At 49.1% G+C, this 17,265-nt stretch carries 13 protein-coding genes and 1 pseudogene; 11 read left to right on the forward strand and 3 right to left on the reverse strand.

All coding sequences use genetic code 11. The annotated features are described in order from the left end of the window. Positions 1-233 precede the first annotated feature (233 nt). Complete coding sequence (locus LIX00_RS25065) at positions 234-938, reverse strand: PIG-L deacetylase family protein (RefSeq protein ID WP_227357407.1); 705 nt, start codon at positions 936-938, stop codon at positions 234-236. Positions 939-1,061: 123 nt separating this feature from the next. Next, positions 1,062-1,865, reverse strand: coding sequence for a sugar phosphate isomerase/epimerase family protein (locus LIX00_RS25070; RefSeq protein ID WP_227357408.1), 804 nt, complete (start codon positions 1,863-1,865; stop codon positions 1,062-1,064). 106 nt (positions 1,866-1,971) lie between these two features. Between LIX00_RS25070 and LIX00_RS25075 the strand changes: the two genes are divergently transcribed. From LIX00_RS25075 to LIX00_RS25105, 7 genes are all read left to right on the forward strand, one after another. Beyond that, positions 1,972-2,979 carry a Gfo/Idh/MocA family protein gene (locus LIX00_RS25075; RefSeq protein WP_227357409.1) on the forward strand — a complete coding sequence of 336 codons (1,008 nt, stop codon included), beginning with the start codon at positions 1,972-1,974 and terminating at the stop codon, positions 2,977-2,979. A gap of 97 nt (positions 2,980-3,076) precedes the next feature. Continuing rightward, complete coding sequence (locus LIX00_RS25080; protein ID WP_227357410.1) at positions 3,077-4,213, forward strand: ABC transporter ATP-binding protein; 1,137 nt, start codon at positions 3,077-3,079, stop codon at positions 4,211-4,213. A gap of 165 nt (positions 4,214-4,378) precedes the next feature. Then, positions 4,379-5,623, forward strand: a complete 1,245-nt coding sequence (locus LIX00_RS25085) for a sugar ABC transporter substrate-binding protein (RefSeq protein ID WP_227357411.1) — start codon at positions 4,379-4,381, stop codon at positions 5,621-5,623. A 2-nt stretch (positions 5,624-5,625) separates the two neighbouring features. Beyond that, positions 5,626-6,564 (forward strand): carbohydrate ABC transporter permease, encoded by a 939-nt coding sequence (locus LIX00_RS25090; RefSeq protein WP_227357412.1) that lies wholly within the window; start codon positions 5,626-5,628, stop codon positions 6,562-6,564. Further along, positions 6,545-7,435, forward strand: a complete 891-nt coding sequence (locus LIX00_RS25095; protein ID WP_227357413.1) for a carbohydrate ABC transporter permease — start codon at positions 6,545-6,547, stop codon at positions 7,433-7,435. The genes LIX00_RS25090 and LIX00_RS25095 overlap by 20 nt, the downstream gene beginning before the upstream one ends. After that, positions 7,436-7,663 carry a hypothetical protein gene (locus LIX00_RS25100; RefSeq protein ID WP_227357414.1) on the forward strand — a complete coding sequence of 76 codons (228 nt, stop codon included), beginning with the start codon at positions 7,436-7,438 and terminating at the stop codon, positions 7,661-7,663. It begins immediately after the preceding gene. 177 nt (positions 7,664-7,840) lie between these two features. Further along, positions 7,841-9,274 (forward strand): M81 family metallopeptidase, encoded by a 1,434-nt coding sequence (locus tag LIX00_RS25105; protein WP_227357415.1) that lies wholly within the window; start codon positions 7,841-7,843, stop codon positions 9,272-9,274. Between the two features lie 1,655 nt (positions 9,275-10,929). Here LIX00_RS25105 and LIX00_RS25115 read toward each other — a convergent pair. Continuing rightward, positions 10,930-12,048 (reverse strand): mechanosensitive ion channel family protein, encoded by a 1,119-nt coding sequence (locus LIX00_RS25115; protein WP_227357416.1) that lies wholly within the window; start codon positions 12,046-12,048, stop codon positions 10,930-10,932. 386 nt (positions 12,049-12,434) lie between these two features. Here LIX00_RS25115 and LIX00_RS25120 point away from each other — a divergent pair, with 386 nt between their 5' ends. From LIX00_RS25120 to LIX00_RS25140, 4 genes and pseudogenes are all read left to right on the forward strand, one after another. Then, positions 12,435-13,490 (forward strand): LEA/WHy family protein, encoded by a 1,056-nt coding sequence (locus tag LIX00_RS25120; protein WP_227357417.1) that lies wholly within the window; start codon positions 12,435-12,437, stop codon positions 13,488-13,490. 560 nt (positions 13,491-14,050) lie between these two features. Then, positions 14,051-14,653: a hypothetical protein gene (locus LIX00_RS25130; protein ID WP_227357418.1), complete on the forward strand. Its 603-nt coding sequence runs from the start codon at positions 14,051-14,053 to the stop codon at positions 14,651-14,653. Between the two features lie 200 nt (positions 14,654-14,853). Continuing rightward, entirely contained in the window at positions 14,854-15,693 is an 840-nt protein-coding gene (locus LIX00_RS25135; protein WP_227357419.1) for a M14 family metallopeptidase, read from the forward strand. 307 nt (positions 15,694-16,000) lie between these two features. Next, a pseudogene (locus LIX00_RS25140) lies at positions 16,001-17,264 on the forward strand (RNA-guided endonuclease InsQ/TnpB family protein). The last annotated feature ends 1 nt before the right edge of the window (position 17,265 follow it).

The raw sequence follows: 17,265 nt of genomic DNA on the forward strand, positions 1-17,265 counted from the left end.
AACATTTCTATGATAAATCTAACGGGATTTCGGTCGTATAAGCCCGCTCCAGCCATTTCAGGATGGTACCCCCGCCCCCCATTTCACCTGTATCGGGTTACAATCCTATGATTGTAAAGAAAACAGAGGGACATTGTCACCTCACTTTAGATACATATTGTGAAAGCTAGGCAAGTCGCTCGCTGACTACATAGAATATACTAGCGCCGAACATTATAGCGAAAAAGGACTAACTATACTGAGCCAAGAAACTCAGTGGCGCTCTTATGGAGCGGAACGAAGCCTTCGGCGAATTTAACGCCTCGAGTACGACCAAGCACTCGGGCCTCGGCGCGTACGTCCTCAATGAGTCCGTCGAACTCTGCATCAATACCACCGTGCTCTTTGAGCCATTCGACCTGGGATTCGTGTTTGAGAATCGCCTCTTCTTTCGTCGACTGATAGTTACCGATGTCAATGTACGTCTCAGGCTCGAACGAGGAGGTCGGCTTGCCGAAATAATAGACGTTCTGTGGTTCCCACGGTTCTGACTCCGTCTCTAGCAGTGGGAGCGAGCACATGTAGTATGCATCGCTTACCAGCCGAGAGGTTGTTCGGTGGTCAGGATGCATATCGTCGCGGAAGTGCGTGAGTACGATGTCTGGTCGGTGTTCTCTGAGCACGTCCACTAATTGAAGTCGGTTTTCCATCGAATATGTGATGCGACCGTCTTCAAAATCGAGAAATAGTGCTTTAGCCCCGAGCGTTTCAGCAGCGGCTTCAGCTTCATCTTCGCGCGTAGCTGCCAGTTGTGCTTCGGTTGTGTCGAAGCCACCATATTCGCCACGGGTCATGTAGACTATCGTCACGTCGTCGCCACGGTCAGCGTGCTTAGCGAGCGTCCCGCCACAGAAGATATCCGCGTCATCAGGATGTGCAACTATTGCTGTGAGATGCATACGCAAGGAAATTCAAGCCAAGTGGATAATAAACATTGCGCCGACTGGTTGCTGGCACAACATTTGATATCATCATGACCCATACATAAACGAGAGGTAGGAGTCGATACCATGCTACTCGCGCTACGAGAACAGATGGTTCAGGTCGGAACAGACGCGCGGTGGCATTCGTTCAGGTGCCGTTCGGTATGGTGGCACTTCGGCGGTCACCCATCCGTCGTAACCAATGGCTGTCAGCGCCTCATTGACGGCCGTCCAGTCGACATCACCTTCCAATGGGTAGGTGAAGGCGTCTATTGTATCGACATCGGTTCGGTAATCCTTTACGTGGATACGCTCGATTCGTTCGCCAAGGATTCGAATCCATTGCTCCGGGTGGCCAAACCGTTTGACGTTTCCTACATCGAAGTACGCTCCGACCGGCCCGGATTCCGATGCTTGGTCGATGAATTCGGCAAACTCCAACGGTGAGAGCAGAAAGTCGTTCCAGACATTTTCTACGCAAACGACCACGTCGTACTTAGACCCAATTACGGCGAGGTGTCGAACTGAGTCTAGTGCACGGTCGTATGCCTTGTCGTACGGTGTCTCTTCATTGACGATAGCTGGAACGATAAGCACGGCTCCAGCATCGAGTGTATCTGCAACTTCGATCATCCGTTCACCAGCTTCGATGCCAGCTTTGCGTGTCTCTTCATTTGTACTTGATAACTGCTGCTCCCAGTGAAGCGTTGTTGAGACGGCAGGCACATCGAGACCCAGTCCAGCAATTTGGTCGGCGAACTCATCGACTGCCTCGTCATCCCATAGCGGTCCGTCGCTGGTTAAGTTCGGTTCAATACCGTCATACCCGGCATCTGCGAGTAGTTCGGCATTTGTTTGGAGACTATTCTCAGGAAACCCCATTTGATTGAGTGCAAATTTCATGTACACCAACGTGGCTTCTACACTGGTTTATAGATTTGTGTGACAACCACTTTCTCCATGCAGAAGCGGATACTTTTAACATCTCCTAAACGAGATATGTGATAACGTGACGCTCTCGATAGGGTTCATTGGCGCCGGAGGTATCGCCTCGGTTCACTTGGAAACGCTTGACAATGCGATAGATGGGGAGTTGAAAACCCACAATGGAGACCCTATCGACGTAGAGCTGGCAGCCATCGCCGACATAGATGAGAGCCGAGCACGGGAGGCTGCTGCCTCTCGCAATGCCGCGACCTATACTGATGGAATAGAACTTCTTCAGTCCGAGTCAATCGACGCAGTCGTGGTGGCTGTTCCGCCGTTTGCCCATGGCGATTATGAACGGACAGCGGCGAAGTACGGCGTCGATCTCTTCGTTGAGAAACCAGTTGACCTTTCCATCGACACAGCACGCGAGACGGCACGACAAATTGAGGAATCGAATATCCTCGCACAGGTTGGCTATGTCTGCCGCTATGGACGGATAACAGAGCAAGCACTGGAGCTGCTCGATGGCCGTCAAATCGGTCACATTGATAGCACGTACTGGGCTCCGATTCCCGAAACATCGTGGTGGCGAGAGCAGACGCGCTCGGGCGGACAGATTGTCGAACAGGCGACACACGTCTACGATCTGCACCGATATCTTGCAGGTGAAGTAACGGACGTGACTGGAAGCGGAACTGAGCAGTTGCTCGCCGACGAAATCGACTTTCAGGACACAACGTCGGTGACGCTCGACCATGAGTCGGGTATCGTCTCACATATTTCCTCGACCTGCACCTCCCCTACCTTCCGTTTCGAGGTGCGTATCGTCGCTGAGGATGCATACCTCGAACTTGACTACTTTGATCACTCGCTTTCGGGCATCGTCGACGGTGACTCAGTTCAATTTGAGACCGATGACGACTGGTATTTTCGAGAGTTCAATGCGTTCATTCGTGCAGTGGCCGAGCGTGACAGAACTCGGAGCAAGACGCCAACAGGTGTTGACGTGCGATCGGACTTCGAAGACGCCGTAAAAACGCTTGATCTCACACTTACCGCACGCGAAGCCGCTGAATCATACGAATGATATTGTACGGATAGTCTATGGTGATGATCGCCTCAACTCATGAAGTCACCTGTAAATTTATAATGGTTGATCGCAATTCGGCATGTAGTGACTTTGCATGGGTAAGTTAGACATCCGCAATTTACGGAAAGAGTTCGCGGACGAGAACCAATCGATCATTGCCGTTGACGATCTGAATATCGACGTTAAAGATGGGGAGTTCCTCATTTTTGTCGGTCCATCAGGATGCGGAAAATCGACGACACTTCGTTGCATTGCCGGACTAGAATCGGTCACCAGCGGCGAGATCATTCTCAACGGTGACTCTATCACGAATCAACCGCCTACCGAGCGCGACATCGCGATGGTCTTTCAGAACTACGCGCTGTACCCGCATATGTCCGCCCGACAAAACATTGGCTTTGGGCTTAAAATGTCGACGAATATGTCGGGAGATGAGATCGAGCAGCGCGTAGAGCAGGTGGCAGAGATGATGGGAATAAATGATTTGCTTGACAAAAAGCCCGGAGAGCTCTCGGGCGGTCAACAACAACGCGTCGCACTTGGACGCGCCATTGTACGGGAACCAGAAGTATTCCTGATGGACGAACCGTTGTCGAACCTTGATGCGAAACTTCGGACGACAATGCGTACTGAGCTTCAGAATCTCCAGCAGGAACTCGGAATCACCACAATCTACGTTACGCACGATCAGACCGAAGCGATGACGATGGGCGATCGAATCGCTATCCTCGACGGTGGTGAGCTTCAGCAACTTGGGACGCCGTTAGAGTGTTATTATGAGCCAGCCAACCGGTTTGTCGCGGGGTTCATTGGCTCGCCGTCGATGAACTTTTTCGAGGTTGAGTACACCGATGGCAAACTGATTCATGATGGCTTCCAGCAAGAACTGTCACAGAAAACCCGCGAAGAACTTGTCGGACACGAAGGCCCATTGACGCTCGGTATTCGTCCCGAAAGCCTTGAAATAGCTTCAAACAACGAACCCGGTTCGATTTCAGCTCCGGTTTCTGTAACGGAACCAATGGGAGAGATTACCTACGTTTACGTCGATATTGGCAACAAACCGTGTACAGTGACGCTCACCGGAGAGCAGATAGTCGAGACCGGAACAACGCTCAACCTTCACATCCCTGAAGAAAAGATGCATCTCTTCGATGCTGAAACCGGCGAGACAATCAAATCGCGAAACGTTTCCGCTGCTACCAACGTCGACATCAACGCTCGCGCCTGAATTCGACAATTCGCACATATTGATGTTATGTGTGCTTTGATCCAAAACTGGCAAGACTCTGTCTAGATATGTTATAACGTACCGAAGGTTTATTGTACAGTACCTATATCTTTCCTCAAGGGTAGCATGAGCAACAGACATCTTACTCGACGACAGATCATCACCATGGCCGGTGCGGCCGGTGCAGCAAGTCTAGCTGGCTGTTCGGGCAGTGGTAATGGTAACGGCAATGGCTCCGGTAATGGAGGCGGAAACGGTGAAGCATCGGCGACGCTATGGGCGTGGAACGATCCTGGGCTTTCACCAATACGTAAAAAACAGGCAAAGGATCTTTCAAAAAAGAGCGACAAAATTGCCGACATCAGCTGGGAGTACTATCCGTTCGAGAACTACCTCGCGAAGGCAACAACGGCCATCCCTGCCGGAAATGCCCCAGATAGCCTGGCGCTTTCGGTCCTCTGGGTTCCACGGTTTGCAGACAAAGGTGTTGCACTCAACCTCGAGGAGAATGGTTTCAAGGCAGACGACTATGTTTCGGCTGCAAGGAGCAACGCCAGTTACAATGATACACTGTGGGCAGTGCCATGGTACGCGGACTGCCGCTTAGTCGCAATTAACAAAAAAATGTTCAAGGAGGCAGGGCTGAAAGTCCCCGACCCAACGCGTCGTCCCAGCTGGGAGGAATTCGGCTCTTGGGTTGATACCCTAGCCAAAAAGCATGGAACCGGTTATTCGATGTCGGCAGGCGAAGGGTTTGACTGCTTCGCGCTTTCAAACGGAAGCGGCTATCTCAACGACGACGGGACGAAGGCGATTATCAACAACGATGCTGCACTTGAGGCAGCGAACTTCCTGCAACCCAAGATTGTCGAGGACAAGTCGATCATTGCACGTAACCCAGGCGGAACGATGGCTATTGAGGACCTCCTCGCTGGAGAGTCGGCGATGTGTTTCGCTGGGTCATGGCACTATCCGCGTCTGCGAGACAGTGGACTTGACTGGCAATATATCCCATACCCCAGTGGCCCGAAGGTAAATAAAAGCCACACGTGGAGTGCTGGAGTGTTCTATAGCGTTCCAAGTCGCGGCGGTGCGAACAAGGACCTCGGACTCGAATGGCTAAACTACATTAACTCGATGGAAGTTCAAAAATCTGTGACAAAATCCATGGGTGGCTTTCCTGGCCGTAAGGACGCATATGAAACGGACACGTTCAAACAATTCATCAAAGACAATCCAAAACTGAAGCCGGTCGCTCAAGAGATGGAGAATACGGTTTCGTTCCCAAGCCATCCGGAAGTGTCGAAGATGTGGGATAGTGTGCATACGCAGGCGCAGGCAATGTGGCAGGGGAAGAATCCAAAACAGGCGCTTGATAAGGCAGCTAAAGACATCAACGCATTGCTCTAACCATGGCACAATCGCAAGGATTACAGCGCATTCGACGCCGCTTTACGGGATATTTGTCAGTCTCTAATATCGGGGCGAATGACACCGACTTATCATGGTATGCCATTGTGCTGCCGAAGGTGATCCTCTTTGCAGCGATCCTCCTCGTGCCGTTTCTCGGGGCGTTCTACATCAGTCTTCATGAATGGGGTCCATTAGCACAATCGCATCCATTCATCGGTCTCGACAACTATGTACGGTTGGTCAATGACCCAATCTTTTGGAACGCAATCATCAACACTGCAGGATACAGCTTCGCGCTGCTTATCTTTGACGTACCTATCGCACTCGGGTTAGCGTTGTTATTGAACATGAATCTCCGTGGGACAAAGTTCTACTCTGGTGCGATTTTCCTTCCTGTCGTAACGTCATGGGTCGTCGTCTCACTTATCTGGTCATGGCTCTACAATCCTGAGTACGGTTTATTGAACACTGCCTTGGGAGCTATCGGACTACCGCAATTGTCATGGCTTCAGAGTTCAGACACGGCGTTGGCATCGATCGCACTCATGAGCATCTGGAAACACATTGGTTTCAACATGGTTATCTTCCTTGCTGGGCTGAAAGGTATCCCTGACGATTTTTATGAAGCAGCGATTGTCGACGGGGCGAATCGCTGGGAGCGGTTCCGTTACATCACACTGCCACTGTTGAAGCCGACGACATTCTTCGTGGTCGTCGTGACACTCATTTTCTCGTTCCGCGTTTATACACAAGTATATGTAATGACGCAGGGCGGGCCGGTGCGATCAACCTACACTATTGTCTATTATTTCTGGCAGACAGGGTTCCAGCAGTTCGAGATGGGATATGCAAGTGCGATCGCAGTTGTGCTTTTCCTCATCGTTTTCGGGTTGAGCACCCTGCAACAGCGTACCTGGGGTGATAACGTTGAGTACTGACGAATTTGAGTTCGACGACAATCGACCAAGCGTTGAACAAGAGAAATCACGGTACGATCTGCTCGCGAAGGGCGTCGCCCATCTGATCCTGATCGCTGCAAGTGCGGTTATGACGATCCCATTCATTTGGGCGTTTCTCACCTCTCTTAAGCCGGAAAACAAGATATTCACCACTATCACGCAAATAATCCCAGCAAATCCGACGTTTGCAAACTACGTCAACGTCTGGATGCAAAACCCACTCGACCGCTGGGTCCTCAATAGTCTCGTGTTAGCAGTCGGTGTCGTGTTCTTTACGTTAGTGCTAGATACGCTCGCAGGATTTGCCCTCGCGAAGGGTGACTTTAAGGGCAAATCACTCGTCTACACTCTCGTCATCGGGACGCTTGTCATTCCACCACAAGTGGTGCTCGTCCCACTGTATTTGGAGATGAACGCGATAAATTGGTCGAACACGTACTGGGCAATTATGGTGTTGTATATCGCTAATCCCTTTGGAACATTCATGATGCGTCAGTTCTTCCTTGGTATTCCAGACTCACTTCTTGAGGCAGCGCGGATGGACGGCTGTAGCACAATTCAAATCTATACGCGCATTATGCTGCCACTGGCGAAGCCGGCACTCTCCTCATTAGGTGTGTTCACCTTTATCTTTGTCTGGGGAGCATTCCTCTGGCCGCTGGTCATTCTCAATGATTCGGCGATGTATCCCCTTCAGGTCGGTATTGGGCTGCTCACCGGACGGTACAGCTCGCAGTGGGGACAGCTACTTGCGGCGGTCATCCTCGCCGCATTGCCCGTCATTGCCGCGTATCTGCTTGCACAGCGGACCTTCATGGAAGGTATCGCCCTCACAGGAGGGAAAGGATAGATGCTCCTTGATATTCTCTCTATCGTGTTGCGTCTCGGCTACGCTGGTAAGAACGAGCCAGTTGTCGGTGGTGCGCTCGTCTTCCTTGTCGCCGCGATCGGTGTGCTATACATGTCCTTTGTTCGTGATGAGATGGATGCTGGTCCGTTGATGAAAATTGGGGGTATCCTCCTCCTTGGGATGGCGGTCTTAGCATACTTCTGGCCGATGCGCCCGTGGCCGCACTAAAAAGTACGGACGTTGTTTTAACAAATATACGTATTAAACCACTGATTTAAATATCTTAATAGCCTATCTTACAGTTAGTAGATGTGCTCCCTTGACGCTACGTCGACAACCGAGATCTATAATTAAGAGGGTTCAGTGAGGGAATTGTTCATAACAATTGGCCGCATAATAACTTTCATGAGAATCGCAGTCGGGACGATGAGCCATGAGACTAACACGTTTGCAGCAGGTTCAACCAAACTCGAAGCGTTTTCGACCGCAATTGATGCCGACCTATTGAAAACCAATGAAGTCGGCCGCTCACTTAGCGGCATCGTTGACACGCTTGAAGAGGAGGCTGTCGAAATAGTGCCAACGGTTGGCGCGAGTGCCCTTCCGTCAGCGACCGTCAAACGAGAAGCATTTGACTGGGTGAAACAACGCCTACTTGATCGACTCACCAGCGAAGACGTAGACGGAGTCTGTCTCGATCTCCACGGTTCAATGTTTGTCGAAGGCGAACCTGATCCGGAGGGGGAACTCCTCTCAGCAGTTCGCAATGCTGTTGGCAATGACGTACCAATAACCTCGGCGCTCGATATGCACGCGACCATCACCGAACGAATGGTCGAACAGCTTGATGGCATCGCAGGCTACCGAACTGCTCCACATACCGATGTCTATGAAACGGGGGTACGAGCGGCAAATCTCCTGCTTGCGGCTGTTCGTGGCGAAGCCTCGCTTGTTATGGGGTGGAAACAACTCCCCATGATATTGGCTGGAGAGAAATCCGAGTCCGAGGCCGAACCGATGCGCACGCTCGTCGATCTGCTTCGTAAGGCGGATAGAATTGACGGTGTATACGATGCAAATTACTTTTTGGGGTTCCCATGGGCCGACACGCCCCATATGGGATGTCACTCGCTCGTAACTGGGGGTGTATCGGCGTCAGCTGTCGTCGACGAGACCGCAGCTGAGCTCGCGCAAGAGTTCTGGCAGCGACGACATGATTTTGCATTCACCACAGAGGCACACACGCCATCTACCGCGTTGGATGAAGCAGCAAAGATAAGCGTGCGACCGGTCGTTATCGCCGATACTGGCGACATCCCCGGCGCGGGTGCAGGCGAGAACACAACAAACCTCCTCTCGGAGATTTTAAACCGAACTGACCTCGGAACACCACTGATCGCTATAATTGCTGACGCCGATAGCTATGACATCTGTTATGAAGCAAGCGTAGGAACCACAATCTCCCTTTCACTTGGTCATGTCTATCCCGACAGAACACCGCTCGAAGTTACGGGAACTGTGGTCAAGCACCTCAAAACTGACGCTGTCAGGACCTCTCTTATATCGCTCGACGGCGGCGCAGACGTGGTAATCAGCGATAGTCGGACAAACGTCCACCGTGACCCTGAATTCGTTCGGCGACTCGGAATTGACTTGACGACGCGAGATGTTGTCGTCCTGAAGAGCGGATATCTGAGCCCGGCTTGGAAAGATGTTGCTGCGAAACGACTCTTCGCGTTGACACCTGGCGAAACCAACCAGCGACTTACTCAACTACCGTATAAGCGTATTCCGCGTCCTATCTATCCATTAGACAATGACACGACATGGCCGTCATGAAGTGAGCGTCCACAGCTAGTTGTGAGCCTTGTAAGAAACCAGCCGATCCAATACCGCTTGGGCGTCTGTTGGAGCTGAGAAGCTAGTGACGAGACTACGGAAGGAGATTCAGAACCCGGATAACTATCAACGCGACGAAAAGAAGTCCGCTAACCGCTAGCGCTGAATTGGAAAGCCAACGGTTCTGATCTTCAACTGGAACTCGGTCGGAATGAAGAAGCAACAGGAGAACAACTGCGAGAAACGGCATAAATACCGCGCCGAGTGAAAAACCATAAGCAAACGCCGTGACCGTCTCTTGCGTAAGGACCTCATACTAATCCCAGTTGCAAACTTTCCTCATTTGGTCAAATAAACGACTAACACGCCATCTGGGTGACAAAGAAACAGAAATAAGGACAAAATGAGAATTAAGCTGTTCGTCCGACTTCTATAAACTTTAACCCTATCTTAGGCAAGGTATAGTGTGATTTAAAATAATTTGACAAAAACCAAATTAACTTGCACCGTAGTACAGAGATATCAGAAGTAATACGCACTAAGGTGGATTTGCTAGGAGAATACTTAGTAGTAAACCGCAATCTAATCAACCGTAGATACGAGTATGTATAAATGAAAAGACAGTCGACAAAGATATTATGATTATTTATATATAATATACCATGTTCCTAATATATTGTCTCTTAAACAGTAAGTAACTGCTTAACAAATCTGGATCGAATTCTCAGAACAAGCGCTTGAGAACCTCACCGAAATATCTGACAAGGCGTCTCTCTGTGGAAATGTAATTGCAGCGAGGGAATCATCTCGAAGAATATGGTTGTCTCGTCTGCACTGACTAGAGTGATGCCTAGCATCGCTAATAATTTTCTAATGTTGAATAAAACTACAATTAATATGCGGTTGATTTTCATATAGCATAATTACCGTTGAGAGACTTACTCGTAGCAGCGTCCTTTACGACTGTGAATACGTATGATAGGGTTCTTTTCTTGCTAAACCATGGCTGCTTTCCATCGATTATTGTTACTCGCTGCAACCAAAAACAAGAATACAGCGCTCACGAATAGTAACATACCATGCCAGATACGCTCAGTACACAAGTCCGAGCTCTCCATGAGGCACAGCCCACGAAATACGGGCTACTCTCTACGTATCATCAGGAGGTGCACCGGGCACTCGAAACATGCCAGCGTAACTATCCATGTGTGAGACAACTCTATGAGGCTCTTGACGAGCCCGAGCTCAACCAACGGATGCTTGGGAATATCCTTTCACTCCTTGTCCAACTCGACATTCTCGGTATCTACAGTGAACGAAATAACAGTAATCGGTATGATCTCACACAGTATGATCAGGCGGCGATGCAAAAACTCACATACGTTCTCGAAACAGAAACCGATCGATAGCCGCGCCTTGCCATGTGAAAAATGATCGAATTATGCTTTGTCGCTGGCTACATATCCATTACAGAACTCGGTCAAAATGGAAATCCCTATGACCAAGTTGAACCGTGGGTCTCTGGGTGTAAGTCAATCATTTGCTATGTATCGTGGCAGTAGGGAAACGGACTCACCGATGCGATGGGCATCTCGTTCTCTACACCGGCGTTGTGGGGATCCCCCGTTTAAAAACGCAGAAAAACTTTAAGATATTCACTCTTGATTCGGGATTTTGATTGATGATCTGCCATCAACTACCCGAAATCCGCCTGACTCCTCTCGAGCCGATACCTCTTGTTGTGGGTATGGTATTTTGATGCCCTCACGGTCATACGCAAGTTTAACTGCTCGAACGACAGCTGTAACTGCACGCCATTTCCGCCGACTACTTGGTTTTTCGATCCAAAATCGTAGCTCAAGGAGTACTGCAGAATCGCCAAATTGCTTTAGCACCACGTCAGGGCTGGGTACAGCCAATATTTCATCGACTTCCTTCATTGCATCGTTCGCAACAGCGATGGCTTGGTCAGGATCGGTCGCATAATCTACCCCCACTTCAATATCGAGTCTAAGCCGTCCCTTCCGTCCAATATTAATAATCGTACCGCTACTCACAACATCATTAGGAAGCATAACATACTTTCCAGCAAACGTCTCTATTCGAGTTGTGAAAATTGTAATATCGGTTACAATTCCCTCATGTTCATCAATTTGTACCCAATCCCCGATTTCAAAGGGTCGAGAGAACATTAGCTGAAAGCCAGCAAGTAGCGCGCTAAGTGTTTCGTTTGCAGCTAACCCAATAGCGGCTCCGAGAAGACCGGCTCCAATAAACAGCCCCTGTAAATTAATTTTCCAAACACTCATCACCGCAAGAACACCAACAACATAAACCGCGATATCGGAAAGTCGTGCGACTACTTCCCCTTGGTGACGGGTGATTTCTTCTGTCTTTTCCAAGAGGCGATCAATGATTCGATTGACCATTCCGGCGCTAACGTACGCTGCTGCACTGACTCCAAGCGTTAGCACTATCCGAATGGCGATTTGCCTGATTTTGTCGAGAGCCTTAACACTCGCTACCGCATTTTGGGTTTGGTCCCAGATAACCACGAAGAGGCTGCCGCCTGTTACCAATAGAAGTAGACTCACAACCAGTAACCCAATATTCACAAGCCGATGTGGATACCTCCGTTTGGCGAGCCGTGAGAATCGCCAAAGCACCCACTCACCAAGGATAATTCCAATTGTAACGATGAGTGAGAGCAGAAACTGCCCTTCTCGACCTAGAAAAATGCTGGTGAACCATTGAGGTAGAGATGTGGGAATCATAACCCTCCCTCTTCCACCAAGAAGCCATTACTATTTTCATCGAAATAACTACCGCTCAATGGTAGTAGTTCTCCCTCAGTGCGTGCCATGTAATAACCTTGGAGGCACTATCACCACAAGAGCGTATCGATAGTATGTTTCAGTATAATTAACTCTGTCTTAACATAATGAGGTAATCATAAATTTAGTGGACTCAGTTTGACCAAGCACAAACACTCAGTTGCCGACGTCATAGTTGTTCATTCCCACTTACTGTCAATAGAGGTCTTGGAGATTGGTAATTATCCAAAAAGGGCCAATGGAATCATATGCCATGAAACTCACCACTCCTCTATCAGTCGAAAATTACCTCTATCCCCGACTAGTTCCACTATAGAATGACACAAATGACGACATATAAGAAATTCATTATTGGGATCATTGTTGTGGTAGTTCTCATTGCTGGAAGTGGCCTTCTAGCGATTAGTAGCGGTCAAGTTCCAAAGCCTTCTGCTGGTGTTCAAGATTTTGGCGATTGGGGAGCCGTCACTGACCAGCAAACCGAGATCATTACGACGTTTTGGACGAATAACCCCTACCCTATTGATCTCACGACTGGAAAAGCACTCCACCTTCGCTATTCACTCACTCTCAATGGAGTTACTGTGGCTGAAGGAACTCGGGACAGAGTCGATCTTCCTAAAGGAAATACGACGCAAACTCAATCCACGTATCTTCAAAATAACCAAATGAAGCTTTGGTGGGTGAATTTTCTCAGAGCAAATGAAACAATCCACGCAACTGGACATGGCCACGTTCGAATTACTACACCGGTTACGGATTGGACCCACCAGAAATCGACGAATCATACTCAATTTGAAAATCAGACCCCGATTTCTGGCTCTCTCACGCAAGCTACTCAGCGACTTAAAGGAAGATACGTACGCACTCAGTATCTCAATATCGGCCCTGTTCGTCAGAATGTCACGGTCGGAGCAGAGGTACAAGAGGCAGAAGCAATGTGGGGTCGTGTGAATCAGAATCAGACGACTTTGTTAGTTCGGTTTCGGGTTCACAATCCAAGCGAGACGATCCCCATTATCGTAGATCCAACAGGGCTTAGAATGCGTGCTAACGTGAATGGTGTGAGGATGTTTCGTTCAGGGAGTGGTGTCCTTTCAGCGAACACGGCTGAACAGACGCTTCTTCTCCCAGGTGAAACTCGCGACATCGTTATTCCCGTCACGATGGACAATGACAATGTTGATGACTGGTTTCGGACACACGTCCAAAACGGCGAACAATCTACTATTGTCGTTCGTCTGCAACTCGTTGTTGACCCACTTGGAGTCGGGAAGCCGATTCGAGTTCCTAGTGGAGACGGTATTACTTATCGATGCCAAATGCAAACCGCAATTCTCGAAGATAACCAAGTGGCAGCAACAACGTGTGGAGAACGTTGATCCTCAATATCGTCAATCTTCTACCTCTGGTAACTCCCACGACGACCGGTGACGCTGAAGACGGAGCTCTCCCGCCTTTGCGTCTTGCGAAAGTAGATCGAACCACAGGAATTCTTGCTCGGAATTGATCTGAAGTGGTATCCAGAAGTTCGTCCTGCGACCTAATTGCGGTGCTTGCCAGACCAAGCCATGTTCGCGCTTGTCGGAGTAGTCGAACTTCGCCGCCCGATTGACGGCACACATCGTGTTTGCACCAGCTTCGGAGGCATCGTGGAGTGCATCTCGGTAGGTGTTCAAGAGCCGCTGGAAACGTTACTCTTTGCTCCTAGTGGGCGTAGCGAGCATGGCTTACTGTGAGAGCCCCCGCGGTCAGCTTTCCTCCCTTCCTTGCCGAAGATGAATAGAGAAAATAGATAATGTCAATCTAATCCACGTTTGATAGTCATATAAAGCGATGTTCTATATTGGAAAACTATTTATTCCTCCACTTTGTAGTTTAATATACGTACGACTGGAAACAAAGACTCGCTCATTGAATGCCAGTCAATGGAGGAATACTTGTGACATTTAATCAAATTCAAAAGCGCTTCCCGACAAAAGTGAGTGATTTGAGAATGGCCGCACGAACTGCTCGTCTTGTTCTTTCTATTCCTCAATACACAATCTGCTTCGTGGTTTCGGCTTTCCTTGGACTCTCAGTCTTTGTCCTCTCACAAAATTTAGAACTAGTACAAACGACGCTATTTGGTGGCTATTTGACAATCAAGCAACAAATTATAGTATTCTCTCAGTTATATCCTATTATAGGGACTGCTTTCACCCCGATAAAAGAGATCTTCCTCTTACTCAGTGCTGGATTATTTGGCATTAATTTCTCAATGGTCGTTTACTACTTTCGAGAACATTCAGCGAACTTACAAAGTGGGACCAGTAGTGCTGTGGGTGTAATTTTTGGAACGCTTGGTGCAGGGTGTGCGGCATGTGGCTCTGTTGTCCTTACAGGGCTACTTTCCTTTGTCGGCGCAACCAGTGTGCTCACTCTTCTACCATTTGACGGACTTTCATTCTCAGCTTTTGCACTGGTCGTATTTTTGCTCTCGATATATTGGCTATCCGCTGGAATGCGAACAAGCAAAATCAACGGCTGTCCGGTCGATATCTGACTCATTTCAGATTTTCCTAATTAATCGGTGAAATCATTACTGAATTGTTCACTTCTATCAACAGTTTACTTCCAGACAATCTATATCGAAAAATTAAAATCACTGATGCTCATTGCTGTTACCGAAGCACACGATAGAAAATCCGTTAATTTCGGAAAATCATGCTAGGAAGTAGATTAACAAATCTGGTGAAGGCGAGAATGAAACAAGACGATCAAGAAACTTCCATTTCAGACCACTCCCGTCGCTCCTTTTTACGGAAAACCGGCACAACGGCTGCTGTATCCGCACTAGGAGTTTCGCAAATCGGTACGGTAATGGGAGATAAGGATGAGTTCTGCCCAATAAGACAATCGCACTCACAGGAAACGATTCTTGAGGGAACAGAGGAAGAAGTCAAGATCTATACCACTGAATCTCGTATTCCGGGACCAACAGCAGTGGTAGTTGGTGGCACCCATGGCATTGAACCAGCAGGCTGGAAAACTGCGCATGCAGTTCAAAATTGGGCAATCGACTCTGGGAAACTCATTGTGCTTCCGGAAATAAATCCGGTTGCCATTCAAAGAGAAACATATGTGAATGAAAATGGGGATTTGAATGATCATTTCCCACCTGGGAGTCAACCAACAACAAAACTTGCACGAGCGCTATGGCAGACTATAGAAGCGGCTGATCCAGATGTCTTCTTCAGTCTTCATAGTTCTCAAGGGATCCTTCATGAGCTTGCGGGTCCCCCTGGTGTTGGCCAAGCAATTTATCCAACATATATTGCTGGAGCACGCGCCAATGCCTATAACACTGTCCAATATATGAATAATCGTTTTAACTCGCATCGATCAATCTACGATTTTAAAGTCGGGAATACGCTCTATGGTATTCGGCCGCGCCTCACGCATAAGGTCGCAGCAGATCTCAAGATACCTGGATTCCTTATCGAAACCACGCGATATGGCACAGCACTAGAGACACGGGTGCAATGGGAGAAGGCGATTGTAGCTCATCTCCTCAGACAAAATGGTATGAAGGTAGATTATTAAATTGACAAACCTCCCTTTTAGCTGAATGCAGGCGCTAAGCTCCCTTCCTCAGGGAGCGCCGAATGGCGCGAGCAGGGAGGGGATACAGCGCCTCATCATATGTTCATACACTGTTCTATTGTTGGGCCCACAGCCCCACGTGATTGGTATGTTTAAGTCGGGACAAATACATATAGTACATACGGTGGAACGAACTACAATCTCAATCTGAGAGGACCAACTCAAATGGGTGCAAAAGCACTATCTTAACCTCTCGTCGTTCATCCGCGAGAAATTGAACAAGCATATCGAGAAGAACGAGTAGCGAATGTACTACGCTCACAAATATCGTCTCGAACCACCAGACGCTCACCGCGAAGAGTTAGACCGTCACCGCGATATTTGTAGGCAACAGTACAATCATTGTCTCTACCGACTTGGCGAGTACCGTGAAAACAACAGAAAACTGCCGTCGATGTCGTCACTTCGGTCTGAACTCCCCGACCTCAAGCAGTGGTGGGACGGCCCTTCCGATGTGTACTCCCAGACGCTCCAAGTCTTCGTAGAGCAGCTATTCGACAACCTGAAAGGACTTTCCAAACTTAAGGATAACGGCTACAGCGTCGGCCAACTCAAGTGGAAGCCCCCTCGGGAATTTCGCAGTTTCACGTACAGTCAGTCACAGTCAGTCTGGCTTCAAGCTCGACAAGAAGGGCGGTCAGATGGTACTGTCACTTTCGAAACTCGCGGATCTTCCGATACGACTCCACCGCGCGATTCCTGACAACGCGGAACTCAAGCAGGTCACGCTCAAGAAAGAGCCAACCGGTGTGTGGTTCGCTACCTTCGGCGTCGAAGCTGACCGTGAACCACCCAAGAAACCCGACGAACTCACCGACGTAGTTGGTATCGACGTTGGAATTTTAACGTACGCCCACGACACTGACGAGACTGCCGTTGAATCGCTCAACCTAACGGGCGAACATGAGCTGTTGGAAAGTGAGCAACGGAAACTCTCGCGGAAGGAACAGAGGTCGGATAACTACGAGAAACAACGCCGTCGCGTTACGGAGTGTCACACCAACCTCTGACGAAAGCGCCGTGGCTTCTTTCACAAGCTCTCGAACTACTATACGAAAGAGTATGACCTCGTAGCCGTTGAAGACTTGAACATCGCTGGAATGATGCAATTTGATTCGAATTCACGCAACTGAGCATCCGTCGCATGGCGAACTTTTCTGCAGATGCTCGAATACAAGTGTGAACATGAAGGAACGCACTACGTTCCAGTGAATCCCCGAGGGACGACCAAAGAATGTACGGCATGCGGTGTCTCGTCTGACAAACCGTTGTGGGTCCGTGAACATTCGAGTCCACCGTGTGGATTCACGGCGGATAGGAATTAGAACGCGGTGTATAACATCCTCGTCCGAGGGTTGAAGAAAGCGGATATAGGAGTAGGATGCTCCGAATCAATGCCTGTGGAGACTGCGCTCCCTACGGGAACTGCTGTAGTTCCTGCAAAGCGCGTCTTGGAAGCAGGAGGCCCACCCTCAAGCGCGCGTCGAATGGCGAGCGGTAGGTTGGGGTAGT

Source organism: Haladaptatus salinisoli (assembly GCF_020614375.1).
GTDB lineage: Archaea > Halobacteriota > Halobacteria > Halobacteriales > Haladaptataceae > Haladaptatus > Haladaptatus salinisoli.

Coding starts and splice junctions, on each gene's coding strand:
- LIX00_RS25065 (WP_227357407.1), bottom strand. CDS start 938: ATGCATCTCACAGCAATAGTTGCACATCCTGATGACGCGGATATCTTC.
- LIX00_RS25070 (WP_227357408.1), bottom strand. CDS start 1,865: ATGAAATTTGCACTCAATCAAATGGGGTTTCCTGAGAATAGTCTCCAA.
- LIX00_RS25080 (WP_227357410.1), top strand. CDS start 3,077: ATGGGTAAGTTAGACATCCGCAATTTACGGAAAGAGTTCGCGGACGAG.
- LIX00_RS25085 (WP_227357411.1), top strand. CDS start 4,379: ATGGCCGGTGCGGCCGGTGCAGCAAGTCTAGCTGGCTGTTCGGGCAGT.
- LIX00_RS25090 (WP_227357412.1), top strand. CDS start 5,626: ATGGCACAATCGCAAGGATTACAGCGCATTCGACGCCGCTTTACGGGA.
- LIX00_RS25100 (WP_227357414.1), top strand. CDS start 7,436: ATGCTCCTTGATATTCTCTCTATCGTGTTGCGTCTCGGCTACGCTGGT.
- LIX00_RS25105 (WP_227357415.1), top strand. CDS start 7,841: ATGAGAATCGCAGTCGGGACGATGAGCCATGAGACTAACACGTTTGCA.
- LIX00_RS25115 (WP_227357416.1), bottom strand. CDS start 12,048: ATGATTCCCACATCTCTACCTCAATGGTTCACCAGCATTTTTCTAGGT.
- LIX00_RS25120 (WP_227357417.1), top strand. CDS start 12,435: ATGACGACATATAAGAAATTCATTATTGGGATCATTGTTGTGGTAGTT.
- LIX00_RS25135 (WP_227357419.1), top strand. CDS start 14,854: ATGAAACAAGACGATCAAGAAACTTCCATTTCAGACCACTCCCGTCGC.